We start from the raw sequence: 25,031 nt of genomic DNA, 5'->3' as shown, positions 1-25,031 counted from the left end.
TCGCCTCCATTATACCTTGATCCGCAGTTCGATCGTCAGCATCGACGCGTCACCGCGTGCGACGCGTCCGGCGCACGTCCATCTGCCAACCCGAGTTGCGAGAAAAAGTCGGATCAGACCCGACCGGAGCGCAGCTGTTATAATTCCACTCCTGCAACCATTCTTCGCGAAACTGTAACGGCACAACGCGCAGCGGGAAGCAATTCACGCACAGCATGAACATTCTCACGATAAGCGCTTGTTCTGCGCTTATGTTCCGAAATCAGCGATTCTACAGGCCAACTTTCACAGCACAGGCATGCCATTCCTGTCGGCCACAATCGTGGGGCAGTTAGCTCATATACCGCGTTCCTGCGCGCACAAATTGAGAGAGTGATTACAGACTAACGGTTTGTTCACTTTCGGGTGGTTAGATCGCGCCACAGAAAGTTGTGACCGCGCAGCAGAAAAGCAGACCCCGCACATGACCGAACCGCGCAGCGCCGCCGATCGGATCGAACTCACCGGCGCAATCACCATCCGCGAAATCGAAGCGATCCGGCGCGACCTCCTCGCCAGGCTTGAAGCGAAGACTCCGCTGGAGATCGACATGAGCGGCGTCACCGAGGCGGATATCAGCCTGATCCAGCTGATCCTTGCCGCCGAGAAGAGCGGCGCTGCGATCCACCTCGTCCAGCCCTATCCGGAAGTCGTCCAGCAGGTGCTGGCGCGCAGCGGCATCGATGCCGCCGGCGCCACGATCTGGGCCCCAGGGCACTGAATTCAGGAGAATTGAAATGGCCAAGACCATTCTGAGCGTCGATGACTCCGCCAGCATTCGCCAGATGGTGAAGCTGACCCTCTCCGGCGCCGGCTATGACGTGATCCAGGCCAATGACGGGGCCGAGGGCCTGGCCAAGGCCAAGGGCGCCAAGGTCGATATGGTCATGACCGACCTCAACATGCCGGTCATGAACGGCCTGGCGCTGATCAAGGAGCTGCGCAAGCTGCCCGCCTACCAGGGCGTGCCGATCCTGTTCCTCACCACCGAATCCGACGCCGCGCTGAAGAGCGAGGCCAAGGCGGCCGGCGCCACCGGCTGGATCACCAAGCCGTTCCAGCAGGACCAGCTGATCTCGGTGGTGAAGAAGGTGCTCGGCTGATGAGCGGCGCGGGGGATCCGACCGACACCTTCCGGCAGGAGGCGCAGGAACTGCTGGAGCAGCTCGAGCAGATCCTGCTGGACCTGACGCGCACGCCGGACAATCCGGAGCTGGTCGACAGCACCTTCCGGGCGCTGCACACGATCAAGGGCTCGGGCTCGATGTTCGGCTTCGACGAAGTCGCGGGCTTCACCCATCACGTCGAATCCGCCTTCGACCTGGTGCGCAAGGGCAAGGTGGCGATGACCGCCGCGCTGGCCGACATCGCGCTGGCCGGCAAGGACCATATCCGCAACCTGATCGAACGCCCGGAAAGCGCCGATCCCGCCGCCGGCCAGGCGATCCTGGCGCGGCTGGAAGCGACGGTCGGCGGCCATGGCGCGGCGGAAGCGCCGAAGCCGGCCGAGACCGCCGCACCGACCGCCGCCGCGCCGGCCGCCCCCAGGGCGAAGTGGCGCGTGCAGTTCCGCCTGCCGACCGACGCGCTGGCGACCGGGACCAACCCGCTTTTACTGATCGATGAGCTGCGCTCGCTGGGCCAAGCCACGGTCACGCCGCTGCTGGACAAGATCCCGCCCCTCGCCGCCCTCAACGCCACCGAGATCCATATCGGCTGGGACGTGACGCTGGAGACCGACAAGCCGAAGACCGCGATCGAAGACGTCTTCATGTTCGTCATGGACGAGATGGAGCTGAAGATCGAGGAAATCGCCGCGCCGAAGCCGGCGCCCGCCCCGGCTGCCGTTACGGCCGCCCCCGCCCCCGTCGCGCCGAAGCCCGCGCCGGCGGCCCAGCCGGCAAAGAACACCGCCGAAGCCCTGAAGAGCGGCGGCAGCATCCGCGTTCCGGCCGAGCGGCTCGACAACCTGATGGACCGGGTCGGCGAGCTGGTGATCGCGCAGTCGCGGCTGAAGCAGATCGCCGCCGCCAGCCAGGACGGCGAGTTCAAGTCCATCTCCGAGGAAATCGAACGCCTGGCGCTGGAGCTCAGGGACACCACGATGGGTGTCCGCATGGTGCCGATCGCCCAGCTGTTCGGTCGCTTCCGCCGCCTGGTGCACGACCTCGCGGGCGAGCTCGGCAAGGAGATCACCCTCACCACCAGCGGCGAGGAGACCGAGCTCGACAAGACCGTGATCGAGCGCCTCAACGACCCGCTGGTGCACCTGATCCGCAACTCGATCGACCACGGCCTCGAAGGGCCGGACCAGCGCCAGGAAGCCGGCAAGTCGCTGCAGGGCCATATCCATCTCTCGGCGCGCCATACCGGCGACAAGGTGCTGATCTCGATCACCGATGACGGCAAGGGCCTGGATCGCGCCCGGATCCGCGCGCGGGCCGAAGAGAACGGCCTGATCCAGCCGGGCCAGGAGATGTCGGATTCCGAACTGTTCCAGGTGATCTTCCAGCCGGGCTTCTCGACGGCGCAGAAGGTGACCAACCTCTCCGGCCGCGGCGTCGGCATGGATGTGGTGAAGCGGACCCTGGACGCCTTGCGCGGCTCGATCGATATCGCCAGCACCCCGGGCAAGGGCACCGAGATCACGCTGCGCCTGCCGCTGACGCTGGCGATCATCGACGGGCTGCTGGTGCGGATCGGCCAGGGCCGCTACGTGATCCCGCTCTCCGCGGTCGAGGAATGCGTCGAGCTGCCGCCGGTCGAGGAGAGCCGCGTCAACGGCAGCAATTTCCTCAACATCCGCGGCGACCTGGTGCCGTTCCTGCGCCTCAGGGAGATGTTCAATGCGACAACGCCCCCGGACAAGTACCAGAAGGTGGTCATCGTCTCCGCCAACGACATGCGGGTCGGCCTGGTGGTCGATCAGGTGATCGGCGACCACCAGACCGTCATCAAGTCGCTCTCCAAGCTGCACAAGGGCGTCGGCACCTTCTCCGGCGCCACGATCCTGGGCGACGGCACCGTCGCCCTCATCCTGGAAATCGGCCATCTGGTCGCGCGCGGGCAACGCGAGCGCAACCTGAAGCTGGCGAGCTAACGGAGCACACCATGGCCATCTGGCAAGGCAAACGCTCTCTGGAAGTGCTGACCCTGACCCTGCAGGGCGAGAAATTCGCGCTCGAGGCCGGACGGGTCCAGGAGATCCTCGATCTGGTCAATGTGACGGAAGTACCCGGCGGCCCGGCCTTCCTGAACGGCCTGGTGAACGTGCGCGGCAAGGTCGTGCCCTTGGCCGACCTCCGCCTCAAGTTCGAGATGACGCCGACCGCGGCGACCATCGACACCCGTATCATCGTGATCAACGTCCTGCTGGACGGAGAAATGACCACCGTCGGCCTGCTCGCCGACAAGGTCCATGAAGTGACCGAGATGAGTGCCGAGGTGCTGGAAGACACGCCGAAGATCGGCATGCGCTGGCGACCAGAGTTCATCCGCTGCATCGGCAAGCATGGCGGCGACTTCATCGCCGTCCTCGACATCGACCGGGTATTCGACGAAGGCGACCGCGGCGCGGCCTCGGCGAGCCAGACGACAGCGCCGGCGCAGGACGCGGCCTGAAGACATTATTGAGGAGCTAGGGGACACATGCGCGCAACCATCAAACTGAAGCTCGGGATCGCCTTCCTGGTGGTCATCCTGCTCTCGGCGATCTCGGCCGCCTTTGCGATCGCGGGCCTGGGCTCGCTGCGCGATTCGGTGGACGAACTGGTCGACGGCGCCGCCCAGGAGGTTGCGCTGTCGCAGGATTCCGCGATCAACCTGCTGGCGCTGGTGCGCGCCGAGAAGAACCTGATCATGGCGAACGACCCGAGCCAGGTCCGGCAATACGACGACATGATCCAGAAGCTGCGCCAGGAAGGCGTCGCGATCCACGAGAAGCTCGCCGCCGTCGCCGAAGGCGAGGCCAAGACCAAGCTCGACGCTTTCCAGTCCAGCTGGGAGCAATGGTTGCCGGTGCAGGACAAGATCCGCAGCCTGATGGCCGGGATCGACGGCCGCACCGCCGCGGAAGAACTCTCGGAAGGCGAAGGCCGCAACCTGGTGAAGCAGGCGGAAGCCGACCTGCACGAGATCGTCACGATCAGCCAGGGCTTCATGGCGCAGGCCAAGCTGGACGCGGAGACGGATTACGAGGAAGAGCGCCTGATGCTGCTCTCCGCCGTGATCGCCTCGCTGCTGATCGCGACCGGCGCCGGCGTCTGGATCTCGCTCGCCATCAGCCGCGGCCTCGGCCAAGCGGTCAAGCTCGCCAACGCGGTCGCCATCGGCGATCTCGACCAGACCATCGCGGTCAAGTCGAATGACGAGATCAAGGATGTGGTCGATGCGCTCAACACCATGACCGACAACCTGCGCAACACGGCGGGTATCGCGGACGCCATCGCCAACGGCGACCTCACCGTCGAGGCGAAGCCGCTCTCCGACCGCGATACCCTGGGCCAGGCGCTCGAACGCATGCTGGAGAAGCTGCGCGGCGTGGTCTCGGAAGCCCTGAGCGCCTCGGACAACGTCTCGGCGGGGAGCCAGGAGCTGTCGTCGAGCGCCGAGGAGCTGTCGCAGGGCGCGACCGAGCAGGCCTCGGCCGCCGAGGAAGCCTCGTCCTCGATGGAGGAGATGGCCTCCAACATCAAGCAGAACGCCGACAACGCCACCCAGACCGAGAAGATCGCCCGCCAGTCCGCGACCGATGCGCAGGCCAGCGGCGATGCGGTCGGCCGGGCGGTCGATGCGATGCAGACCATCGCCGAGAAGATCACCATCGTCCAGGAGATCGCCCGCCAGACCGACCTCTTGGCCTTGAACGCGGCGGTGGAAGCGGCGCGCGCCGGCGAGCATGGCAAGGGCTTCGCGGTGGTGGCCTCGGAAGTGCGCAAGCTCGCTGAGCGCAGCCAGGCGGCGGCGGCCGAGATCGGCACCGTCTCCTCGCAGACCGTGAAGGTCGCCAGAGAAGCCGGCGAGATGCTGACCAAGCTGGTGCCCGACATCAAGCGCACGGCGGAGCTGGTCTCCGAGATCAGTGCCGCCTGCCGCGAGCAGGACATCGGCTCGGACCAGATCAACCAGGCGATCCAGCAGCTCGACAAGGTGACCCAGCAGAACGCCAGCGCCTCCGAGCAGATGTCGGCGACCTCGGAAGAGCTCGCCGCCCAGGCCGAGCAGTTGCAGTCCTCGATCGCCTATTTCCGCACCAACGACCAGGCGACCCAGACCCGGGCACCCGCGCGGAGCCGGCCGACGGTCGCGCATATCGCTCCGGCGAAACCGGCTGCTGCGGCCAAGCCGGCCGCCAAAGGCAACGGCCATGCCAATGCCAACGATTCCACCGCGCCCGCCAAGGCACCGGTCAAGGCGAAGGCGCGGGCCAACGGCCGCGGCGGCTTCTCGCTCGACATGACCTCGGGCGGCGCCGATGCCCGTGACGCCGAGTTCGAAAGGGTCTGACGCCATGGCGCAATCCCCCACGGCAGCCAGCCACAGCCACGACGCGCAATTCGTGACGCTCGGCATCGACCGCGAGGTGTTCGCCGTACCGGTCGATGCGGTGCTGGAGATCCTGGACATGCGGCCGATGTTCCGCATCCCGGAAGCGCCCGGCTATCTGGCGGGGCTGATCGACGTCCGCGGCCGCGGCGTGCCGGTGATCGATCTCCGGCTGAAGCTGGGGCTCCCCGCGCAGGCCGCCAATGAGATGACCCGCATCCTGGTGCTGGAGTTCACGGTTGGTGAGCAGAATCTGGTGCTCGGCCTGATCGCCGACCGCGTGATCGAGGTCATCACCCTCGACCGCCGCGAGATCCAGCCGGCGCCGGCGATCGGCCTGCAGTGGCGCTCCGACTACATCGCCGGCGTCGGCCGGCGCAACGACAACTTCGTCATCATCTTCGAGCTAGCCCGGCTGTTCTCATCGAGCGACGTGGCCCTGATCAGCGCCACCGCGAAGACCAAGACCGCCGCCTGATTTTAGCGAAAGGAACGAAACCCATGCGTGCAACCATCAAACTGAAGCTGGGGGTGACTTTCGTCGTGGTCATCCTGCTCTCGGCAGTCTCCTCCTTCGTGGCGATCAGCGGCCTCGCGGCGCTGCGCGATTCGGTCGACTCGCTGGTCGACGTCGCCGCCCAGGAGGTCTCGCTCTCCGAGAAGCTCGGCATCAACCTTCTGGCCCTGGTGCGGGCCGAGAAGAACATGATCCTCTCCGACTCGCCGAGCCAGGTGCAGGAATACGACAACCGGCTCCAGAAACTGCGGCAGGACGGCGTCGCGCTGCAGAAGAAGCTCTCCGCCGTCGCGCATGACGAGGCGGCGCAGAAGCTCGTGGCCTTCCAGGCGACCTGGGAGCAGTGGCTGCCGGTGCAGGACAAGATCCGCAGCCTGATGGCCGGCGTCGATGGTCGTGCGCAGGCGGAAGCGGTTTCCGAAGGCGAAGGCCGCACGCTGGTTCAGCAGGGCGAGACCCAACTCGAGGAGATCGCGACGCTCAGCCAGGCCTTCATGGACCAGGCCAAGCTGGACGCGGAAGCGGATTACGAGCGCAACCGCATGATGCTGATCGCCGCCGTGGTCGCCTCGCTGCTGGTCGCGATCGGTTCCGGCATCTGGATCTCGATGATCATCAGCCGCGGCCTCGCCCGCGCCGGCAACCTCGCGCAGGCGGTGGCGAACGGCGACCTCACCACCACGATCGAGAAGGTCCCCAACGACGAGATCGGCGACCTGATCGGCCATGTGAACCGCATGGTGGAGCAGCTTCGCGTTGTCGTGGCCGATGCCCTGAGCGCCTCGGACAACGTCTCGGCGGGGAGCCAGGAGCTGTCGTCGAGCGCCGAGGAGCTGTCGCAGGGCGCGACCGAGCAGGCCTCGGCCGCTGAGGAAGCCTCGTCCTCGATGGAGGAGATGGCCTCCAACATCAAGCAGAACGCCGACAACGCCACCCAGACCGAGAAGATCGCCCGCCAGTCCGCGACCGATGCGCAGGCCAGCGGCGATGCGGTCGGCCGGGCGGTCGATGCGATGCAGACCATCGCCGAGAAGATCACCATCGTCCAGGAGATCGCCCGCCAGACCGACCTCTTGGCCTTGAACGCGGCGGTGGAAGCGGCGCGCGCCGGCGAGCATGGCAAGGGCTTCGCGGTGGTGGCCTCGGAAGTGCGCAAGCTCGCTGAGCGCAGCCAGGCGGCGGCGGCCGAGATCGGCACCGTCTCCTCGCAGACCGTGAAGGTCGCCAGAGAAGCCGGCGAGATGCTGACCAAGCTGGTGCCCGACATCAAGCGCACGGCGGAGCTGGTCTCCGAGATCAGTGCCGCCTGCCGCGAGCAGGACATCGGCTCGGACCAGATCAACCAGGCGATCCAGCAGCTCGACAAGGTGACCCAGCAGAACGCCAGCGCCTCCGAGCAGATGTCGGCGACCTCGGAAGAGCTCGCCGCCCAGGCCGAACAGCTGCAGTCCTCGATCGCCTATTTCCGCACCAACGACCAGGCGACCCAGACCCGCGCCGCCGCGCCGGCCCGCGCCGCCGCTCCGGCGCGGCCGAACGTCGTCGCCATGACGCCGAAGCCGGCCAAGGCCGCGAAGGGCAACGGCCACGCCAATGCCAATGAGTCGGCGCCCGCCAAGACGCCGGTCAAGGCGAAGGCGCGGGCCAACGGCCGCGGCGGCTTCTCGCTCGACATGACCTCGGGCGGCGCCGATGCCCGTGACGCCGAGTTCGAACGCGTGTGATGAACGCCATCACGCGCAACACCGCGAGTGCCGGCTCGGGGAATGCCCACGGGAATTCCCACGGTAATTCCCTGAGCCGGAAGGACTTCGAGAAGCTGGCGAAGTTCATCCAGGGCTATAGCGGCATCAAGATGCCGCCGAACAAGCTCACCATGGTCGAAGGCCGACTGCGCCGTCGCCTGAAGGCGACCGGCTATGCGACCTTCGCGCAATATTGCCATTACCTGTTCGAGGAAGGCGGCCTGGATGACGAGCAGGTCCACCTGATCGACGCCGTCACCACCAACAAGACCGAGTTCTTCCGCGAGCCCGATCACTTCCGTATCCTGGAAGAGAGCGTGCTCGCCGACGTCGCGCGCCACCGCGCCGGCAAGAAGTCGGTGAAGGTCTGGAGCTCGGCGAGCTCGATCGGCGCCGAGCCCTATACCCTGGCGATGGTGCTGGCCGAGTTCGCCGCGCGCAACCGCGGTTTCGAATACGAGATCCTCGCGACCGATCTCTGCACCCAGGTGCTGGAGACCGCGGTCGCCGGCATCTATCCGGAAGCCATGATGGCGCCGGTGCCGGATGCGCTCTACCAGCGCTATGTGCTGCGCGACAAGAATCCGAAGCGCGGCCTCGCCCGCATCGTCCCGGAGCTGCGCGCCCGGGTGCAGTATGCGCGATTGAACCTGATGGACACGAGCTATCCGCTGGACAATGACTTCGACGTCATCTTCTGCCGGAACATCCTGATCTATTTCGACAAGCCGACCCAGAACGCAGTGCTGCAGCGGCTATGCAGCCATCTGCGGCCGGGCGGCTATCTCTTCATGGGCCATTCCGAGACCTTGGCCGGATTCGACCTGCCGCTGACCCTTGCCGGTCCGACGGTGTTTCGCCGAAACTGAGTGCCATGCAAAAGCTGCGAGTCCTGGTCGTCGACGATTCGGCGTCGGTGCGCGAGACGCTCACCCGGATCCTGGAATCTGATCCTAGCATCGAGGTGATGGGAACGGCATCGGATCCCTTCGTCGCCGCGAAGCGGATCCAGGATGAGATCCCCGACGTCATCACCCTCGACGTCGAGATGCCGCGCATGGACGGCATCACCTTCCTCAGGAAGATCATGCAGCAGCGGCCGATCCCGGTGGTGATGTGCTCGTCGCTGACCGAGGAAGGCTCGGAGACCTTGATGCAGGCGCTGGAGGCCGGCGCGGTCGATGTGATCCTGAAGCCGCGGGTCGATATCCCGAAGTTCCTCGAGGATTCCAAGATCCGGATCTGCGACGTGGTGAAGGCGGCGGGCCACGCCCGCCTCAAGAACGTGCCGCGCACCCGCAATGCGGAAGAGCGGCGCGGCGCGCAGAAGAAACTGACGGCGGACGCCATGCTGCCGCCGCCCAAGGGCGCCGCCATGGCGCGCACCACCGAGCGGATCATCTGCATCGGCGCCTCGACCGGCGGCACCGAATCACTGCGCGTGGTGCTGGAGGACCTGCCGCCGGATTGCCCCGGCGTGGTCATCGTCCAGCATATGCCGGAGAAATTCACCGAGGCCTTCGCGCGCCGGCTGAACGGCCTTTGCGCGGTCGAGGTGAAAGAGGCGCGCGACGGCGACACCGTGCTGCGCGGCCAGGTGCTGATCGCGCCGGGCAACAAGCACACGCTGCTGCAACGAAGCGGCGCGCGCTATTACGTGCAGGTCAAGGACGGGCCGCTGGTGACGCGCCATCGCCCCTCGGTCGATGTGCTGTTCCGCTCCGCCGCGCGCTATGCCGGGGCGAATGCGGTCGGCATCATCATGACCGGCATGGGCGACGACGGCGCCCGCGGCCTTTCCGAGATGAAGGAGGCCGGCGCCACTACCATCGCCCAGGATGAGGCCAGCTGCGTCGTCTTCGGCATGCCGAAGGAGGCGATCGCGCGGGGCGCCGCCGACAAGATCATGCCGCTGCAGAGTCTCGCCGGCGAGATCGTCCGGATCGGCAGGCAGTGATGGCCTTGGCCGAACCCGACATCCGCAAGGTGTTCCTCTCCCCGGGCGACGTCATCTGCAGGGCGGAGCCGACCTTGGTCACCACCGTGCTCGGTTCCTGCGTCTCGGTCACCCTGTGGGACAAGGACCGCCGGATCGGCGGCCTCAATCACTTCGTGCTGCCCAAGGGCGGCGCCGGCGCCCGCTATGGCGAAACCGCGATGCTGGAGTTGCTGGAAGGCGTGCTCGACCTCGGCGCGCATCTGCGCAGCCTGGAGGCGAAGGTGTTCGGCGGCGCCGCGGTGCTGCCGGTCGGCGGCGAAGGCACGGTCGGCAGCAACAACGTCGCCTTTGCCTTGGGCGAGCTGGCGCGGCGCGGGATTCCCGTGGCGGGACGGCGCACCGGCGGCGAGCGCGGCCGGCTGCTGGTGTTCAACACCGGGACCGGCGAGGCCTTCGTCCGCTGGCTCGCCGAGCACGAAAAGCTGCCAGCGGCTTCCTAGAGCGAGTTCCGCTGCACGCCATCTTCTCTTCAGAGCGACGGATGCAAATTCGTGGATGGTCCGCCTGCGCGGACCATGACGATCAAGGAAGCGTTGCCTTCGTCAGAAGAAGATGTCGTCGTCCGCGGCGGCGGGCGCTTCGGTGACGGCGGGGAGCTCGCATTTCAGCACGCGGGCATGGACCTCGCGTTCGCGGGCCATCGTGTACTTGCCGAAGATGGCGGCGAGGATGCCGCCGGGATCGCCCATCTCCTCGTCGAGCGGCGCGCCGCTCTGCACGCCGGCGAGCGCGGCCGAGGCCTGTTTCAGGATGGCGCCGATCTCCGCCTTGGCGCGGATCTCGCTGGAGGTCTGCTGCAGGGATTCGGCAACACTGCTGCTGTCGCGGTCGAGCGCACCCAAGGCGGCGGAGAGCGCGTTCGCGGTCTGCGACAGGCGATCGACCGAGGTCACCAGGATGTTGGTGAGATCGGTGATCTCGGCCAGGCGGCGTTCCGGGTCGGCGCCGGAAGAGGTTCCGGCGGCGGCGACCATGGCGTCGAGATCGGCCAGCACCGCCTCGGCCTCGGTCGCGGTGAGATTCGAGCAGGTGCGCAGCTCCTGGGCGATCACGGTCAGCGCCCTGCCCTCGTTGCCGAGGCGGCTGCTGCGCAAGGTGGTGTTGAGGCCCATCAGGCGGATGTCGGATTCCAGGGACTGGATCGCGCTGATGTTGCGCACCAGCGCCTTGGTGGTCTCGAGCACGCCGGCCATGACGCCGTCGCCCTCGGTCTGGGCATTGCCGAGATCCTCGAGCAGGCCGCGGGCATGGCGCACATCCTCTTCCAGCTCGGAGAGGAAGCTGCCGGCCGCCACACGCCCACTCTGCGCACCGTCGGAGGAATAGGTCTGCTGGCCGAGCCCGGCGATCTCATGCGCGTCGCCGGCCAGCTGGCCGAGCGACGCCGCGATCTCGCCCAACTGGTCGTCGAGCTCCTCGGCGGTGTCGGTGAGCTGGGCCAGAGAGAGGGCGCCGATCGCATCCAGCAGCCGATGCTTCTCTTCGGCCGGGACCGCAGCGAGGTCGAAATCGACGGCGCTGCGGGTGGCGCGGCCGAACAGGCGTGCGACCAGGGTCAGCGCGAATTCCGAATGCTCGATGCGCTGGCGGCTGGTATCGCCGATCTGCATCGCCATCACCGCGGTGCCGACCCGCGTTCCGACCTCGACGGTCTTCTGCTGGATCGCCGCGGCGGTGCTCTCGGCCTGGCGGCGGCGGCCGGCGATCGCCGAAACGCTGCGGGCCAGCTGGTCGGGGATGGTGCGGATCGCCTGGTCGCGCTGCTGCGACAAGGCGCGCTGGTTGGCGGTCGCGGCCTTGAGCCGCTCCGCCATCGCGTCGAGCTGCTCGGCGAAGCCGTCGAGATTCTCCTCGGCGACCTTCATCGCGCGGGTGATCTCCTCGGCGAAGGTGGCGAAGCCCTCGCCGCCGGTCCTGAGATGGGCGGCGGCGATCTTGGCGTTGACCGCGAGCACGTCCACCGCCTGCACCGCCTTGCGCATCCGGCCGACCCGGCCGGTCATCGCCTCGGTCAAGCCGGCGATCTTGCCCAGCACCGCTTCGCTGTCGCGCGGGGCGTGGGCCAGCGCGCCGATCCGGGCCGAGACCTGCGAGAGGTCCGCGGTGGCCTGCACCAGCGCGTCGCTGCCGAGCTCTTCCATCAGGGTCTTGAAGGTCGCGGTCAGGCCGTCGATGGTGTTGATCGAGGATTCCAGGCGCTGGCCGATGCCGACGAAGGTGCCCTCGGTCATGCGGGCGGCCTGGCCGATCTCGCCCAGGACCCGCTCAAGGGTGTCGAGCGCGCGGTCGGCGCCGGCGTGGCTGCGGGGCGCTGTCACGCCCGCAACAACGGTCTGGGCTCCGCCTTCAGTCCCTAGATTCATACTGTGATGATCCGCTGTCGACGTGTTGGGCCGCCAGATGGCGCGTCGAGATTGCCTGCGTTCCCTGATCGCGAAAGTAGCGGTTCGGCGCTTAAGGATGGGTAAAGCCGGCGGCCGCCACGGCCCCGGTTCGGCCCTTCCGACGGGGATTTGGCGGCCGACCGACCGAATCGCCCGCGCTAGGCAAGAATTTCCCGGTGTTAATCTTTCTTTAGGAGGTGGCGGCATATTTTGCCCCCCGCGGAAGCCGCTGTGCGATTGGAAACCCGAGATTCGCCTAAAATTTTATCGGTGTTTTCGGAGCATTTGCGACGGATTTGAACGGCTCGCTTCGGTGACGATCGTGGCGCGGCAAAGAAGGTGAACGACGTGAACTCGCTGCTGCAGACCCTGCGCAACCTCGGACCGCTCCGGCTGGCCAGCCTGGGCGCCATCGGCTTTGCGCTGATTGCGTTCTTCGTCTTCGTCGTGGCGCGGATGACCTCGCCCGGCTATGGCCTGCTCTACAGCGGCCTCGATCCCAGCGATTCCTCGGCGATCGTGCAGCGCCTCGACACCCAGAACATTCCCTATCAGCTGAAGGCCGACGGCGCCGAGATCCTGGTGCCGCAGGACCAGGTGACCAAACTCCGCCTCAGCCTCGCCGGCGAAGGCATCCCCAGCGGCGGCTCGATCGGCTACGAGATCTTCGACCGCGCGGACGCGCTCGGCACCACCAACTTCGTGCAGCAGATCAACCAGATCCGCGCGCTCGAAGGCGAGCTTTCGCGCACCATCCGCTCGCTGAAGCAGGTGAAGTCGGCACGCGTCCATCTCGTCATGCCGAAGCGCGAGCTGTTCTCCCGCGACCAGGCCGAGCCCACCGCCTCGGTGGTGCTGATCCTGCAGGGCTCGACCCTCGACAAGGAGCAGGTGAGCGCGATCCAGCACCTGGTCTCCTCGTCCATTCCGGGGATGAAGGCCAACAACGTCTCGGTCATCGACAACAAGGGCAACCTGCTGGCGCGCGGCGCCGACGGCGGCGACGGCCAGGACAGCGCCAGCATGGAGGACATGCGGCGCTCCTACGAGACCCGCCTCACCCGCTCGATCGAGGACCTGCTGGCCCAGACCCTCGGCCCGGACAAGATCCGCGCCGAGGTCAATGCCGACCTCGACTTCAACCAGGTCACCACCAACACCGAGAACTTCAATCCCGACGGCCAGGTCGTCCGCTCCACCCAGACCGTGGAGGAGAACGACAGCAGCAACGAGCGCCAGCAGGAAAACAACGTCTCGGTCGCCAACAACATCCCGAACCCGCCGGCCCAGCAGGGCGGCGCCGGCTCCAACAGCCAGTCGCAGAACCAGCGCAACGAGGAGACCGTCAACTACGAGATCTCCAAGACCACGCAGGTCGAGGTCAAGCAGTCCGGCAACGTGAAGCGGATCTCCGCCGCGGTGCTGGTGGACGGCACTTATACGACGGACGCGAACGGCAACCAGGTCTACGCGCCGCGCCCGCAGGCCGAGCTCGACCAGATCGCGACCTTGGTGAAGTCCTCGATCGGCTTCGACCAGAAGCGCGGCGACGTGGTCGAGGTCGTCAACATGCAGTTCACCGCGCCGGACGCGACCGCGGCGCTGCCCTTCGAGATCATGGGCTTCGAGAAGCAGGACCTGATGCGGATCGCCGAGCTGCTGGTGCTCTCGGTGATCGCGGTGCTGGTGCTGCTGCTGGTGGTCCGCCCGCTCCTCAACCGCCTGCTCGCCCTGCCGGGCGTGGCGCAGCCGGGCCTGGCCCTGGCCGGTCCGGCCGGAGCCGCGCTGCCGCCGGGCGCCGCCGCGGCGCTGGCGATCCCCGGTCCGGGCGGTGTCGCCGCCCTGCCCGGCATGAGCGCCGCCGACGGCATGCTCGAGGCCGACAACATGGCCGAGGAGATCGACCAGATGATCGACATCAACCAGGTGGAAGGCCGGGTCCGCGCCTCCTCGCTGAAGCGGATCAGCGACCTCGTGAACGAGCATCCGGAGCAAGCCATGAACATCATGCGCGGCTGGATGAACGCGGACCAGTAGGCCGGGGAAGAGGACAAGAGAATGCGTGCCAAAGACGATTATCGTGCGCTGACCGGGGCCCAGAAGTCCGCCCTGCTGCTGATGTCGGTGGGCGAGGAGAGCGCCGCGAAGATCTTCGCGCTGATGCACGACGACGAGATCAAGGAGATCTCGCAGACCATGGCCAACCTCGGCACCGTCTCCTCGACGGTGATCGAGCGGCTGTTCGTCGAGTTCGCCGACCAGATCTCCTCGACCGGCGGCATGACCGGCACCTTCGAGACCACCGAACGCCTGCTCGCCAAGGTGCTCGACAAGACCAAGGTCGATGCGATCATGGAGGAGATCCGTGGTCCGGCCGGCCGCACCATGTGGGACAAGCTTTCGAACGTGAACGAAAGCGTGCTGGCGAATTATCTCAAGAACGAATATCCGCAGACCGTCGCCGTCGTGCTCTCCAAGGTGCGCTCCGACCACGCCTCGCGCGTACTGGCGACCTTGCCGGAAGCCTTCGCGATGGAAGTGGTCATGCGCATGCTGCGCATGGAGGCGATCCAGAAGGACGTGCTGGAAGACGTCGAGCGGACCTTGCGCAACGAGTTCCTGTCGAACCTGGCGCGCTCCAGCCGCCGCGACGCCCACGAGATGATCGCCGAGATCTTCAACAACCTCGACCGCGGCACCGAGCAGCGCTTCATGACCGCCCTCGAGGAGCGCAACCGCGACTCCGCCGAGAAGGTCAAGTCGCTGATGTTCACCTTCGACGACCTCGGCAAGCTGGATCCGGGCGGCGCCCAGACCCTGCTCCGCAACGTCGACAAGGCGAAGCTGCCGATGGCCCTCAAGGGCGCCTCGCCGGAGCTGCAGGCGCTGTTCCTCAACAACATGTCGGAGCGCGCGTCGAAGATGCTGCGCGAGGACATGGCGGCAATGGGCCCGGTCCGCCTGCGCGACGTCGAAGAGGCGCAGATGGCCATGGTCAACATGGCCAAGGAGCTTGCCGCGAAGGGCGAAATCGTCCTTTCCGACAAGAAGGGCGAAGACGAGTTGATCTACTAGGGCTGAAACAGTGGCCGTGGTCCGCAAATTCACCTTCGACAACGACTTCGACGCGCCGCGCGTGGTGGCGCCGAAGCCCGAGCCGGAGATCGTGGTGGAAGACCTGCCGCCGCCGCCGCCCCCGCCGACCTTCTCGGAGGAGGAGCTGGCGGCCGCGGTGGCCGAGGCCCGCAAGGCCGCCATGGCCGAGGGCCTGGCCAAGGGCAAGGCCGAGGCGACGGCGCAGACCGAGCGCCAGACCGCGACGGCGCTGGGTGCGATCGCCCAGCACTTCGCCAAGGTGGACGGCGAGGTCCAGGCGGCCGCCGGTCAGCTGCGCGAGACCACGCTGGAGCTCAGCCTGGCGATGGTGCGGCGGCTGTTTCCGGAGTTCGCGCGCCAGCACGGGCTGGAAGAGGTGAAGGAATTGCTCGGGCGCTGCCTCGATCAGCTCAGGACCGAGCCGCGTTTCACGGTCAAGGTCGCGAGCGGCCTGGCCGAGACGCTGAAGACCGAAGTGGAAGCGCTGGCGCAGTCGCGCGGCTTCGAAGGCCGCATCGTGGTGGCCGGTGAAGAAGGCTTGAAGCCCGGCGACTGCAAGATCGAGTGGAGCCAGGGCGGCATGATCAGGAGTGCCGACGATATCTGGAAGGCGATCGAAGCGGCGATGGAACAGGCGTTGATTTCGAAAGACGACGACATTTCCGCTGTGGCGGATTGATAGGAGTTTCAAATGGGCGACGAAGAAAATCTGCAATTGACCGAGTTCGAGAATGCCGGCGGCGGCGAGGCCCAGGAGAGCAGCGGCGAAGGCAGCCGCGGTTCCTCCAAGGAGCTGGACGCCGTCTACGACGTGCCGGTCCAGGTCTCCGCGGTGCTGGGCCGGGCCCAGATGCAGGTCAGCCAGTTGCTGAAGCTCGGCCGCGGCGCGGTCGTGGAACTCGACCGCAAGGTCGGCGAGGCGGTGGACATCTATGTCAACAACCGCCTGGTCGCCCGCGGCGAGGTCGTGGTCGTGGAAGACCGCCTCGGCGTGACCATGACCGAAATCATCAAGACCGATCGCGCTTGAGCGCGGCGCGACCCTTGAAGCGGGAACCAAACCATGGCTGAAGCAGCAGGCGATCGCGGCGAAAACCGGTTCGACGCCGATTCCTTCACCCGGCGCGGCGACGCACCGGTGCGCATCGCGCCACGCCAGGGCGGAGTCGACTTCGCGACCTTCTTCGGGCTGTTCGGCGCGATCGGCCTGATCGTCGTCGCCATCCTGATGGAAGGCACCGCGATCAGCCTCATCAACATTCCCTTCGTCAACATTCCCGCGGTCCTGCTGGTGGTCGCCGGCACCTTCGCCGTCACCATGGTGAGCTACTCGCTCCAGGAAGTCTGGCAGGCGCAGCCGATCATGCTGCGCACGCTGATCCGCTCCGGCCAGACCCCGAACGACGCCGCAATGCGCATGCTGCAGCTGGCCGAGCGCGCCCGCCGCCGCGGCATCCTGCAGCTGCAGGCCGAGCTCTATGGCCTGCGCCCCGAGCCATTCCTGCACCGCTCGATGACCATGCTGGTGGACGGCATCGCGGTCGAGGAGATCGAGCGGAATCTCACCTTCGAGACCCATGCCATGATGCAGCGCCATGTCCGCTCGGCCGGCATCCTGCGCCGCGCGGCGGAAGTGGCGCCCGCCATGGGCCTGATCGGGACCCTGGTCGGCCTGGTGCAGATGCTCGGCAACCTCAACAACCCGGAATCGATCGGGCCGGCCATGGCGGTGGCGCTGCTGACCACCCTTTACGGCGCCCTGCTCGCCAACGTCGTGTTCCTGCCGCTCGCCTCCAAGCTCGAGCGCAACTCGGCGACCGAGCTCTTGATCAACCAGATCTACATCCTGGGCTCGCTCTCGATCGGACGGCAGGAGAATCCCCGCCGGCTGGAGCTGGTCCTCAACACCATTCTGCCCGCGACCCAGCGGGTGAAGTATTTCGACTAAGGAGACGGAAGATGCGGTTGCTTATTGTCGGTTCCCTGGACGGCCATATCAGCGCGGCGGGCAAGATCGCCCTATCGCGTGGCGCCAAGGTCGCCCATGTGAACGACGTCGATCAGGCGATGCACGCGCTCAGGAACGGCCAGGGCGCCGACCTCGTCATGTTCGACGTCAACCTCGACATCCAGCGCATGATCGAGAGCCTGAAGCGCGAGCGCATCAACCTGCCGGTGGTCGCCTGCGGCATCGGCTCCTCGTCCGAGATCGCGGTCCGCGCGATCCGCGCCGGCGCGAAAGAGTATATCCCGCTGCCGCCCGATGCCGAGCTGATCGCCGCTGTCCTCGCCGCCGTGGCCGAAGAGAGCTCCGCCTTCATCTTCAACGACCCGAACCTGAAGGCCGTGCTGAAGCTCGCCGACCAGGTGGCGCCGAGCGATGCCAGCATCCTGATCACCGGCGAGAGCGGCACCGGCAAGGAAGTGATGGCGCGCTACATCCACGCCCATTCGAAGCGCGCGTCGAAGCCGTTCATCTCCGTCAATTGCGCCGCGATCCCCGAGAACCTGCTGGAATCCGAGCTGTTCGGCCATGAGAAGGGCGCCTTCACCGGCGCAGTGGCGCGCCGCATCGGCAAGTTCGAGGAAGCCAGCGGCGGCACGCTGCTGCTCGACGAAATCAGCGAAATGCACCCCCGCCTGCAGGCCAAGCTGCTGCGCGCCATCCAGGAGCGCGAGATCGACCGGGTCGGCGGCTCGTCCCCGGTGAAGGTCGATTTCCGCCTGGTTGCCACCTCCAACCGCGACATGCAGGAAGAGGTGAAGAAGGGCACGTTCCGCGAGGACCTGTTCTTCCGCCTGAACGTGATGTCGCTGGAGCTGCCGCCCCTTCGTGAACGTCCTGGCGACATCCCGGTGCTGGCCGAGCATTTCGCCAAGAAATACGGCGAAGCCAACGGCATCAAGATCGACGGCATCGCGCCGGAAGTCCTGAAGATCCTCGGCGAGCATGAGTGGCGCGGCAACGTGCGCGAGCTCGAGAACACCATGCACCGCGCGGTCCTCCTGGCCCAGGGCCCGATCATCGGTCCGGAAGCCATCATGCTGACCGGCGGCCGCGGCCTGCCGGTGACCCGTGCGGCGGAAGCGGCGCCCAGCGCGGCCGACGCCGCCGCGGCCAAGGCGGTCGATGCCGCTGGCACCGCGGTGCTGGTCGGCAAGACCGTAGCCGCGGTCGAGCGCGACCTCATCATCGACACGCTGTCGCATTGCCTCGGCAACCGGACCCATGCCGCCAACATCCTCGGCATCTCGATCCGCACACTCAGGAACAAGCTGAAGCAGTACAGCGAGGAAGGCGTCATGGTCCCGCCCTCGCATGGCGAGCCCGACCAGGCTTCCGCCTGAAGACCAGCGTAACGCTTACCTGAGCCGGAACGAGTAAAGAATGTCCGACGCCAGCAACGCCGCATCCAACGCCGCTCCGCATGCCGCCGCGGCGCGTGGCGGCTTCAACATGAACCGGGTGATCTCGACCCTGCGGCGCGGCGAGATCCTGTTCGCCTTGGGCATGATGGCGGTCCTCACCGTCCTCATCTTCCCGATGCCGGCCTGGCTGCTCGACATCTCGCTGGCTCTGTCGATCACGATCTCGGTCCTGGTGCTGATGGTCGTGCTGCTGATCGAAAAGCCGCTCGATTTCTCGACCTTTCCGACGGTGCTGCTGGTCGTCACCATGCTGCGCCTCTCCCTGAACCTGGCCTCGACCCGCCTGATCCTGTCGCACGGCCACGAGGGGACCGCCGCCGCCGGCCATGTCATCGAGGCCTTCGGCGGCTTCATCATGGGCGGCAACTACGTCATCGGCATCATCGTGTTCGCGATCCTGGTGTTGGTGAACTTCGTCGTCATCACCAAGGGTTCCGGCCGTATCGCCGAAGTCTCGGCACGCTTCAGCTTGGACGCGATGCCCGGCAAGCAGATGGCGGTCGATGCCGATCTCTCCGCCGGCCTGATCGACGAGACCGAAGCCAAGGCCCGCCGCAAGCAGCTCGAGGACGAGAGCAACTTCTTCGGCGCCATGGACGGCGCCGCCAAGTTCGTGCGCGGCGACGCGATCGCCGGCCTGGTCATCGTCCTCATCAACATCGTCGGCGGCATCATCATCGGCGTGGTGCAGCAGGGCCTGACCCTCAACGACGCCGCGACGTCCTACACGCTGCTCACCGTCGGCGACGGCCTGGTCAGCCAGATCCCGGCGCTGATCGTCTCGACCGGCGCCGGCATGCTGGTCACCAAGGCCGGCATGGTCGGCTCGACCGACAAGGCGCTGTTCAAGCAGCTCTCCGGCCACCCGCTGGCGCTCGGCCTCGCCGCCTTCCTGATGGCGTTGCTGGGCCTGCTGCCGGGCATTCCGGCCCTGCCCTTCCTGGTGCTGGCGCTGCTGGCCGGCGGCGCGGCTTTCCTGCTGACCCGCAAGGAGAAGCGCGCGGCCGTCACCCAGGTTCAGGAGCAGAAGAAGAAGGAGGCCGCGGCACCGGTTCTGGAAGAGCCGATCTCGACCGCGCTCACCATCGACGCGATCCGGCTCGAGCTGGGTTACGGCCTGCTCGGCCTCATCAACACCGAGCGCGGCCATCGCCTGACCGACCAGATCAAGGCGCTGCGGCGCCAGCTCGCGACCGAGATGGGCTTCATCCTGCCGGCGGTGCGCATCCAGGACAACCTGCAGATCAACGCCAACTCCTACATCGTGCGGGTGAAGGAGATCGAGGCCGGCCGCGGCGACCTGCGCCCCAACATGATCATGGTCATGGACCCGCGCGGCGACAAGATCGGCATGGCCGGTGAAGAGACCACCGAGCCAGCCTTCGGATTGCCGGCGATGTGGGTCGATCCTTCAGCGCGCGAGGAAGCGCTGTTCCGCGGCTATACCGTGGTCGATCCCGCAACCGTGATCACCACCCACTTGACCGAGATCGTGAAGGACAACATGTCCGAGCTGTTGTCTCACGCCGAGACGCAGAAGCTGTTGGACGAGTTGCCGAAGGAACAGCAGAAGCTGGTCGCCGACCTGGTACCGAGCCAGATTTCGGTCGGCGGGGTGCAGCGCGTGCTGCAGACCCTGCTCGGCGAGCGGGTCTCGATCCGCGACCTGCCGAACGTGCTCGAAGGCATCTCCGAGGCTTGCGGCTATTCCCGCAACATCACCTCGATCGTCGAGCATGTGCGCGCGCGCCTCGCCCGCCAGATCTCGGATTCCGCCACCGATGCCGGCGGCATCATCCCGCTGGTCACCCTGTCGCCGGAATGGGAGCAGGCCTTCGCGGATTCGATCGCCGGCGACGGCGAGGAGCGCCACCTGGTCATGCCGCCGACCCAGCTGCAGCAGTTCATCCAGTCGGTGCGCCAGACCTTCGAGCGTTTCGCCATCATGGGTGAGTCTCCGGTCCTACTGACCAGCCCCGGGATCCGCCCCTTCGTCCGGCAGATCATCGAGCGTTTCCGGGCGACCACCATGGTGATGTCGCAGAACGAGATCCACGCGAAGGCGAAGATCCGTACCCTTGGGCAGATCTGATCGCGCGGCGGGCGACCTGGTACTAAGATAGCCCCATGCGACTTCGAACCTTCAGCGCCGCGAATATGAGTGAAGCCATCCGCCTGGTGCGCGATGAGCTCGGTCCCGATGCCGTGATCCTGAGCACCGAGACCGCGGGCAAGCAGGTCAAGATCACGGCCGCGCTGGATCGCGCCGCGATCCTGGAGCCGGCACCCCTGCTCGCCGTCGAGCCGATGGACGCGATCGCCGGCGCGCTCGACTTCCACCGCGTGCCGGAATTGCTGACCGAACGGCTGCTGACCCTGGCCGAGAATTTCCTGTTGGAGAATCCGCGCCAGGCTTTGGGCGCCGCGCTCCGCTCCCGCTTCACCTACAGCCCGATCCTGCAGAACCGGCCGGAGCGCCCGATCATGCTGGTCGGCCTGCCCGGGGCCGGCAAGACCGCCACGCTCGCCAAGCTCGCCGCCGGCGCCCGGGCGCAGAAATGGCCGGTCGTCGCCATCACGTGCGACCTCGCCAAGGCGGGCGGAATCGACCAGCTCGCGACCTATGCGAAGGCCATGGGGATCACCGCCTACCAAGCCAAGAACGCCGGGGCGCTCAAGCGTGCGGTCGGCGCAGCACCCGAGGGCGCCCTGGTGCTGATCGACACCGCCGGGATCAACCCGCTGAAACCCGACGACATGGCGGCGCTGGCCGACCTGGCCGCGTCGGTGAAGGCCGAGCCGGTCCTGACCCTGGCCGCCGGCGGCGACGTCTCGGAATCCGCCGAATTGGGGCAGCTGTTCTCGGAGATCGGCTGCCAGCGGCTGATCGCGACCCGGATCGACGCCGCCCGTCGGTATGGCGCGCTGCTTGCTTGTGCAGAAGGCGGACAGCTGGGCTATGCGGAATTCGGGGTTTCCCCGGAAATCGCCAATGGCCTGATGTTCTTCGGGGCCGATGCGCTGGCCCGGCTGCTGATGCCGCAAGAGATGGCGGAAGCGCCGAAACGCGCGCAAAATAGCGCTACCACCGCGCGAGTCGCCCATGAAGCAGATGGGGAACGGCCAAATTTTGGCCGCCAGGGCGAGGTGGCGCGTAAGAAGCCGGGTTCCGAGGGGGCAAGCGGAAGCCGGAAGCGACCAGTGGGATCAAAAACATGAGTGAGTCACCCGTCCGCACGGCGACACCGCCGTCGGATGAACCGATCGCCAATGTCATCGCCGTCGCCTCCGGCAAAGGCGGCGTCGGCAAGACTTGGCTCAGCATCAGCCTTGCCCAGGCGCTGTCCAAGCTCGGCCAGCGCGTGCTGCTGTTCGACGGCGATCTCGGCCTGGCGAATATCGACGTGCAGCTCGGCATCCAGCCCGGCATGGACCTCGGCACCGCGCTCGAGCGCCACCTGCCCTTGAGCCGCGCCGTCATCAACTATCCGAGCGGCGGCTTCGACCTGATCGCCGGGCGCTCCGGCTCCGGCAGCCTTGCCAGCATGCCGATCAACCGGCTGCAGGCGCTGGCGCAGGGCCTGCGCACGGTCGGCGATTCCTATGGCCGTGTGGTGGTCGATCTCGGCGCCGGCATCGAGCGCCCGGTGCGCTATCTCGCCAGCCGCGCCGGCTTCTGCCTGGTGGTCACCACCGACGAGCCGACCGCGCTGACCGATGCCTATGCGTTGATCAAGATGGTGACGCTCGACGCCCAGGAGCAGCACAAGGAGACGCCGATGGGCGTCGTGGTCAACATGGCGTCCAGCCGCGAGATCGGCCAGCGCACCTATGAGACTCTCTCCAAGGCCTGCGAGCGATTCCTCAAACGCCGCGTCCCGCTGCTGGGCGTGATCCGCCGCGACCCCAAGGTGCGCGACGCAATCTCGACCCAGACGCCGCTGCTGGTGCGGCATCCGAGCAGCCCGGCCGCGACCGACATCGAGGCGCTGGCCCGCAAGGTGTTCGAGGTCAGCGGCGGCGAGCAGACCTCCGCCAGGCGCGGCGCGTGAGCGACCTCTTCAACCCGATCACCCGCCACCTCCCCGGCACCTCGACCGGGCCCAACGTAATGTCCGGCGTCGTGCCGGATCCGCCGCGCAGCCTGCTCAGCCTGGTGACGGGCACCATCCTCAAAGGCACGGTGCTCGGCAAGGGCAGCGACGGCTTGACCACCATCGCCACCGACAAGGGCACGGTCAGCGTCGCCACCAATGCGGCGATTCCCGCCGGCAGCCAGGTGACGCTCGAAGTCCGCAATGCCGGCGGCGATCGCTTGCAGGTGCTGATCCTCGCGGTCGAAGCCGGCAACCGGAACGCCGAGAAGGCCAACCAGACCAGCAGCAGCGGCGCCGGTAGCGCGAGCTCCGCCGCAACCGCTTCGAGCGGCGCTGCCGGTGCGGCCGCGCATAAGGCCAAGACCGAGCCGGCGGCGCGCCCGGCCGCGCCGCCATCGATCCAGATCGCGGGCAGCAGCGTCAAGGCGGTGGTCGTGCAGGCGCCGCCGGTCGCCTCGCTGCTGCCGACGCCGGATGTGGAGATCGAGCCCTTCACCGCGCCGAGCCCGCCGATCTCGGCACCGCCCGACGCCGCGCAGAAGGCGCAAATCCTCGCCCAGGCCCGGGCATTGATCGAGCCGCATCCACCGCAACCGCTGCCGAGCGGTCCCATTGTCGCGCCGGCCGATCCCGACGGGCCCAACCCGCTGCCGCAGGGATCGGCGACGAAGACGACGACAACGCTGCCGTCCGCCACGATGCCAACAACGACCCTGCCCTCGGGCAGTTTGCCTTCCGCCACGCCGGCGCCTTCAACTCTGCCGACCGGGGCGAAGCCGCAAGTCACCGGTGGTCCCGGCACCTCGCCATTGCCGGCGCCGGTCGCGCAGCCGAACGGCGGCGCCACGATCCTGCAGCCCGATGTCGCGACGCGGATCGCCGCCTTGTTCGCGGCGGCGGATACGGCCGAGACCCTGCTTCCGAAGAGCGCGGCACCGCTGCCGGCGGGCACGCCGATCCCGGCCGCCCCTGTTCCGCCCGGTAGCCCGCCGGTCGCAACTGTGCCGGCGGGCGGTGTTTCCGCCCCCAGCCTGCCGCCCGGCAGCATTACGGCGGCCAATACGCCGCCGGGTGCGATGCCGGTGGCGCTGACCTCGGCCGCGGGTCCGTTGCTCGCGCAATTCCTCGCCGGCACGCAGCAGTCCGCGCCGACGCTCCCGGCGATGCCGACCCTGCTGACGGCGGGAAGCGAGCTCACGCTGCACGTCGTCGCGGTGCTGCCGACCAAGGGCGGCGAGATCGAGATCGCGCCCGAGGCGGCGCGGCTCACCGGAAGTGCTGCGCCGCTGATCGGCAAGGTTTTGGGCTATACCCGCGCCGGCCATGCCGTGATCGACACGCCTGCGGGCGCCCTGATGATGCAGGAGCGCACGCGCCTGCCGGTCGGCGCGCAGGTGGCACTGGTCCTGGAGCCGGTCGCGCCGCCGGCCGCAGCACCCTTGCCGCCGATCACCAGCCCGCAGCAGGCCTTGCTTTATCTCTCGAACCGCTGGCCGGCGCTCGACGACCTGATCGCGGTGCTGCGCGGGGTGCCGGTCGGGGCGCCGAGCGATCCCGACAATCCCCCGCCACCGGGCATCCCGCAGACCGGGCCGCGGCTGGCGGCCGGACTCGCCGCCGCGATCAGCGCCTACCGCAGCGGCGAGGTCGAGCGGCTGCTCCAGCCGATGCTCGCCGGGCGCAAGATCCCGATCGAGAAAGAGGAGCTGGTGAAACGCCTCAGGGAGGAGTTCACCCAGCTCGCCGATCTCGCCAAGGATCGCCCGGCGGTCGATTGGCGCGCGCTGTTTCTGCCGGTCTATGACCCGCGGGTCGGCCTCACCCAGATCAACCTCTATTACCGGCACAATTCCGGCGGCGAGGGCAGCGAGAAGGACAAGAAGGACCAGGGCACCCGCTTCCTGGTCGATGTCAACTTCGCGGCGCTGGGCGCCTTCCAGCTCGACGGCCTGATCCGCGGCCGGCGCTTCGACCTGATGATCCGCAGCCGCAGCCGGCTGTCGCGCAACCAGCGCCAGGACATCATCAACATATTCGAGAATGCGCTGGAGGTCGGCGGCGCGACCGGCGCGCTCGAGTTCCGCACCGTCGAGGTCTTCCCGGTCTCGCCGCTCGACGAGCTCCGGCAATCGCACGACGGTCTCACGGCTTAGTCTCCGCTGCCTCCTCAAACTCGGTCGT

At 67.3% G+C, this 25,031-nt stretch carries 21 protein-coding genes; 20 read left to right on the top strand and 1 reads right to left on the bottom strand.

Translation table 11 applies throughout. The annotated features are described in order from the left end of the window. Positions 1-463 precede the first annotated feature (463 nt). Genes ACH2CY_RS08465 through ACH2CY_RS08420 form a run of 10 tightly spaced genes read left to right on the top strand, consistent with a single transcriptional unit; the run spans position 464 to position 10,284 of the window. Complete coding sequence (locus ACH2CY_RS08465) at positions 464-760, top strand: lipid asymmetry maintenance protein MlaB (RefSeq protein WP_395018123.1); 297 nt, start codon at positions 464-466, stop codon at positions 758-760. 16 nt (positions 761-776) lie between these two features. Next, positions 777-1,142 carry a response regulator gene (locus ACH2CY_RS08460; RefSeq protein WP_395018121.1) on the top strand — a complete coding sequence of 122 codons (366 nt, stop codon included), beginning with the start codon at positions 777-779 and terminating at the stop codon, positions 1,140-1,142. Continuing rightward, positions 1,142-3,139 carry a chemotaxis protein CheA gene (locus tag ACH2CY_RS08455; protein WP_395018120.1) on the top strand — a complete coding sequence of 666 codons (1,998 nt, stop codon included), beginning with the start codon at positions 1,142-1,144 and terminating at the stop codon, positions 3,137-3,139. The genes ACH2CY_RS08460 and ACH2CY_RS08455 overlap by 1 nt, the downstream gene beginning before the upstream one ends. An 11-nt stretch (positions 3,140-3,150) precedes the next feature. Further along, positions 3,151-3,660: a chemotaxis protein CheW gene (locus ACH2CY_RS08450; RefSeq protein WP_395018119.1), complete on the top strand. Its 510-nt coding sequence runs from the start codon at positions 3,151-3,153 to the stop codon at positions 3,658-3,660. A gap of 27 nt (positions 3,661-3,687) precedes the next feature. Further along, on the top strand, positions 3,688-5,544 hold the full coding sequence (locus tag ACH2CY_RS08445; RefSeq protein ID WP_395018118.1) for a methyl-accepting chemotaxis protein: 1,857 nt from the start codon (positions 3,688-3,690) through the stop codon (positions 5,542-5,544). A 4-nt stretch (positions 5,545-5,548) separates the two neighbouring features. Next, on the top strand, positions 5,549-6,061 hold the full coding sequence (locus tag ACH2CY_RS08440) for a chemotaxis protein CheW (RefSeq protein WP_395018117.1): 513 nt from the start codon (positions 5,549-5,551) through the stop codon (positions 6,059-6,061). A 23-nt stretch (positions 6,062-6,084) separates the two neighbouring features. After that, complete coding sequence (locus ACH2CY_RS08435; protein ID WP_395018116.1) at positions 6,085-7,824, top strand: methyl-accepting chemotaxis protein; 1,740 nt, start codon at positions 6,085-6,087, stop codon at positions 7,822-7,824. Then, positions 7,824-8,714 carry a CheR family methyltransferase gene (locus tag ACH2CY_RS08430; RefSeq protein WP_395018115.1) on the top strand — a complete coding sequence of 297 codons (891 nt, stop codon included), beginning with the start codon at positions 7,824-7,826 and terminating at the stop codon, positions 8,712-8,714. Before ACH2CY_RS08435 ends, ACH2CY_RS08430 begins: the two co-directional genes overlap by 1 nt. 5 nt (positions 8,715-8,719) lie before the next feature. Then, complete coding sequence (locus ACH2CY_RS08425) at positions 8,720-9,802, top strand: chemotaxis response regulator protein-glutamate methylesterase (RefSeq protein WP_395018113.1); 1,083 nt, start codon at positions 8,720-8,722, stop codon at positions 9,800-9,802. Further along, positions 9,802-10,284 (top strand): chemotaxis protein CheD, encoded by a 483-nt coding sequence (locus ACH2CY_RS08420; RefSeq protein ID WP_395018111.1) that lies wholly within the window; start codon positions 9,802-9,804, stop codon positions 10,282-10,284. Before ACH2CY_RS08425 ends, ACH2CY_RS08420 begins: the two co-directional genes overlap by 1 nt. A gap of 102 nt (positions 10,285-10,386) precedes the next feature. On the opposite strand, the gene ACH2CY_RS08415 is transcribed toward ACH2CY_RS08420, so the two are convergent. After that, positions 10,387-12,162 carry a hypothetical protein gene (locus tag ACH2CY_RS08415; protein WP_395018109.1) on the bottom strand — a complete coding sequence of 592 codons (1,776 nt, stop codon included), beginning with the start codon at positions 12,160-12,162 and terminating at the stop codon, positions 10,387-10,389. A gap of 405 nt (positions 12,163-12,567) precedes the next feature. Here ACH2CY_RS08415 and fliF point away from each other — a divergent pair, with 405 nt between their 5' ends. Genes fliF through ACH2CY_RS08365 form a run of 10 tightly spaced genes read left to right on the top strand, consistent with a single transcriptional unit; the run spans position 12,568 to position 25,003 of the window. Then, positions 12,568-14,265: a flagellar basal-body MS-ring/collar protein FliF gene (fliF, locus tag ACH2CY_RS08410; protein ID WP_395018108.1), complete on the top strand. Its 1,698-nt coding sequence runs from the start codon at positions 12,568-12,570 to the stop codon at positions 14,263-14,265. A 21-nt stretch (positions 14,266-14,286) separates the two neighbouring features. Next, positions 14,287-15,303, top strand: coding sequence for a flagellar motor switch protein FliG (gene fliG, locus ACH2CY_RS08405; protein ID WP_395018107.1), 1,017 nt, complete (start codon positions 14,287-14,289; stop codon positions 15,301-15,303). A 10-nt stretch (positions 15,304-15,313) separates the two neighbouring features. Further along, positions 15,314-16,003: a hypothetical protein gene (locus ACH2CY_RS08400; RefSeq protein ID WP_395018105.1), complete on the top strand. Its 690-nt coding sequence runs from the start codon at positions 15,314-15,316 to the stop codon at positions 16,001-16,003. 12 nt (positions 16,004-16,015) lie between these two features. Next, positions 16,016-16,354: a flagellar motor switch protein FliN gene (fliN, locus tag ACH2CY_RS08395; protein ID WP_395018104.1), complete on the top strand. Its 339-nt coding sequence runs from the start codon at positions 16,016-16,018 to the stop codon at positions 16,352-16,354. 33 nt (positions 16,355-16,387) lie between these two features. After that, positions 16,388-17,272 carry a motility protein A gene (locus ACH2CY_RS08390; protein WP_395018103.1) on the top strand — a complete coding sequence of 295 codons (885 nt, stop codon included), beginning with the start codon at positions 16,388-16,390 and terminating at the stop codon, positions 17,270-17,272. A gap of 11 nt (positions 17,273-17,283) precedes the next feature. Continuing rightward, complete coding sequence (locus ACH2CY_RS08385; RefSeq protein ID WP_395018101.1) at positions 17,284-18,672, top strand: sigma-54-dependent transcriptional regulator; 1,389 nt, start codon at positions 17,284-17,286, stop codon at positions 18,670-18,672. Positions 18,673-18,712: 40 nt separating this feature from the next. After that, the gene (gene flhA, locus ACH2CY_RS08380) at positions 18,713-20,845 is read left to right on the top strand and encodes a flagellar biosynthesis protein FlhA (RefSeq protein WP_395018099.1); all 2,133 of its coding nucleotides are present in this window, start codon (positions 18,713-18,715) and stop codon (positions 20,843-20,845) included. A gap of 35 nt (positions 20,846-20,880) precedes the next feature. Beyond that, complete coding sequence (locus ACH2CY_RS08375; protein WP_395018097.1) at positions 20,881-21,972, top strand: AAA family ATPase; 1,092 nt, start codon at positions 20,881-20,883, stop codon at positions 21,970-21,972. Beyond that, the gene (locus tag ACH2CY_RS08370) at positions 21,969-22,805 is read left to right on the top strand and encodes a MinD/ParA family protein (RefSeq protein ID WP_395018096.1); all 837 of its coding nucleotides are present in this window, start codon (positions 21,969-21,971) and stop codon (positions 22,803-22,805) included. The genes ACH2CY_RS08375 and ACH2CY_RS08370 overlap by 4 nt, the downstream gene beginning before the upstream one ends. Then, on the top strand, positions 22,802-25,003 hold the full coding sequence (locus ACH2CY_RS08365; protein WP_395018095.1) for a hypothetical protein: 2,202 nt from the start codon (positions 22,802-22,804) through the stop codon (positions 25,001-25,003). The genes ACH2CY_RS08370 and ACH2CY_RS08365 overlap by 4 nt, the downstream gene beginning before the upstream one ends. The last annotated feature ends 28 nt before the right edge of the window (positions 25,004-25,031 follow it).

The organism is Dongia sp., assembly GCF_041905885.1.
GTDB lineage: Bacteria > Pseudomonadota > Alphaproteobacteria > Dongiales > Dongiaceae > Dongia.
This window is presented reverse-complemented; position numbering and strand designations above follow the sequence as displayed.

What these genes read in the sequence shown, in the direction of transcription:
- ACH2CY_RS08465 (WP_395018123.1), top strand. Translation starts at nt 464, where the DNA reads ATGACCGAACCGCGCAGCGCCGCCGATCGGATCGAACTCACCGGCGCA.
- ACH2CY_RS08460 (WP_395018121.1), top strand. Translation starts at nt 777, where the DNA reads ATGGCCAAGACCATTCTGAGCGTCGATGACTCCGCCAGCATTCGCCAG.
- ACH2CY_RS08455 (WP_395018120.1), top strand. Translation starts at nt 1,142, where the DNA reads ATGAGCGGCGCGGGGGATCCGACCGACACCTTCCGGCAGGAGGCGCAG.
- ACH2CY_RS08450 (WP_395018119.1), top strand. Translation starts at nt 3,151, where the DNA reads ATGGCCATCTGGCAAGGCAAACGCTCTCTGGAAGTGCTGACCCTGACC.
- ACH2CY_RS08445 (WP_395018118.1), top strand. Translation starts at nt 3,688, where the DNA reads ATGCGCGCAACCATCAAACTGAAGCTCGGGATCGCCTTCCTGGTGGTC.
- ACH2CY_RS08440 (WP_395018117.1), top strand. Translation starts at nt 5,549, where the DNA reads ATGGCGCAATCCCCCACGGCAGCCAGCCACAGCCACGACGCGCAATTC.
- ACH2CY_RS08435 (WP_395018116.1), top strand. Translation starts at nt 6,085, where the DNA reads ATGCGTGCAACCATCAAACTGAAGCTGGGGGTGACTTTCGTCGTGGTC.
- ACH2CY_RS08430 (WP_395018115.1), top strand. Translation starts at nt 7,824, where the DNA reads ATGAACGCCATCACGCGCAACACCGCGAGTGCCGGCTCGGGGAATGCC.
- ACH2CY_RS08425 (WP_395018113.1), top strand. Translation starts at nt 8,720, where the DNA reads ATGCAAAAGCTGCGAGTCCTGGTCGTCGACGATTCGGCGTCGGTGCGC.
- ACH2CY_RS08420 (WP_395018111.1), top strand. Translation starts at nt 9,802, where the DNA reads ATGGCCTTGGCCGAACCCGACATCCGCAAGGTGTTCCTCTCCCCGGGC.
- fliG (WP_395018107.1), top strand. Translation starts at nt 14,287, where the DNA reads ATGCGTGCCAAAGACGATTATCGTGCGCTGACCGGGGCCCAGAAGTCC.
- fliN (WP_395018104.1), top strand. Translation starts at nt 16,016, where the DNA reads ATGGGCGACGAAGAAAATCTGCAATTGACCGAGTTCGAGAATGCCGGC.
- ACH2CY_RS08390 (WP_395018103.1), top strand. Translation starts at nt 16,388, where the DNA reads ATGGCTGAAGCAGCAGGCGATCGCGGCGAAAACCGGTTCGACGCCGAT.
- ACH2CY_RS08385 (WP_395018101.1), top strand. Translation starts at nt 17,284, where the DNA reads ATGCGGTTGCTTATTGTCGGTTCCCTGGACGGCCATATCAGCGCGGCG.
- flhA (WP_395018099.1), top strand. Translation starts at nt 18,713, where the DNA reads ATGTCCGACGCCAGCAACGCCGCATCCAACGCCGCTCCGCATGCCGCC.
- ACH2CY_RS08375 (WP_395018097.1), top strand. Translation starts at nt 20,881, where the DNA reads ATGCGACTTCGAACCTTCAGCGCCGCGAATATGAGTGAAGCCATCCGC.
- ACH2CY_RS08370 (WP_395018096.1), top strand. Translation starts at nt 21,969, where the DNA reads ATGAGTGAGTCACCCGTCCGCACGGCGACACCGCCGTCGGATGAACCG.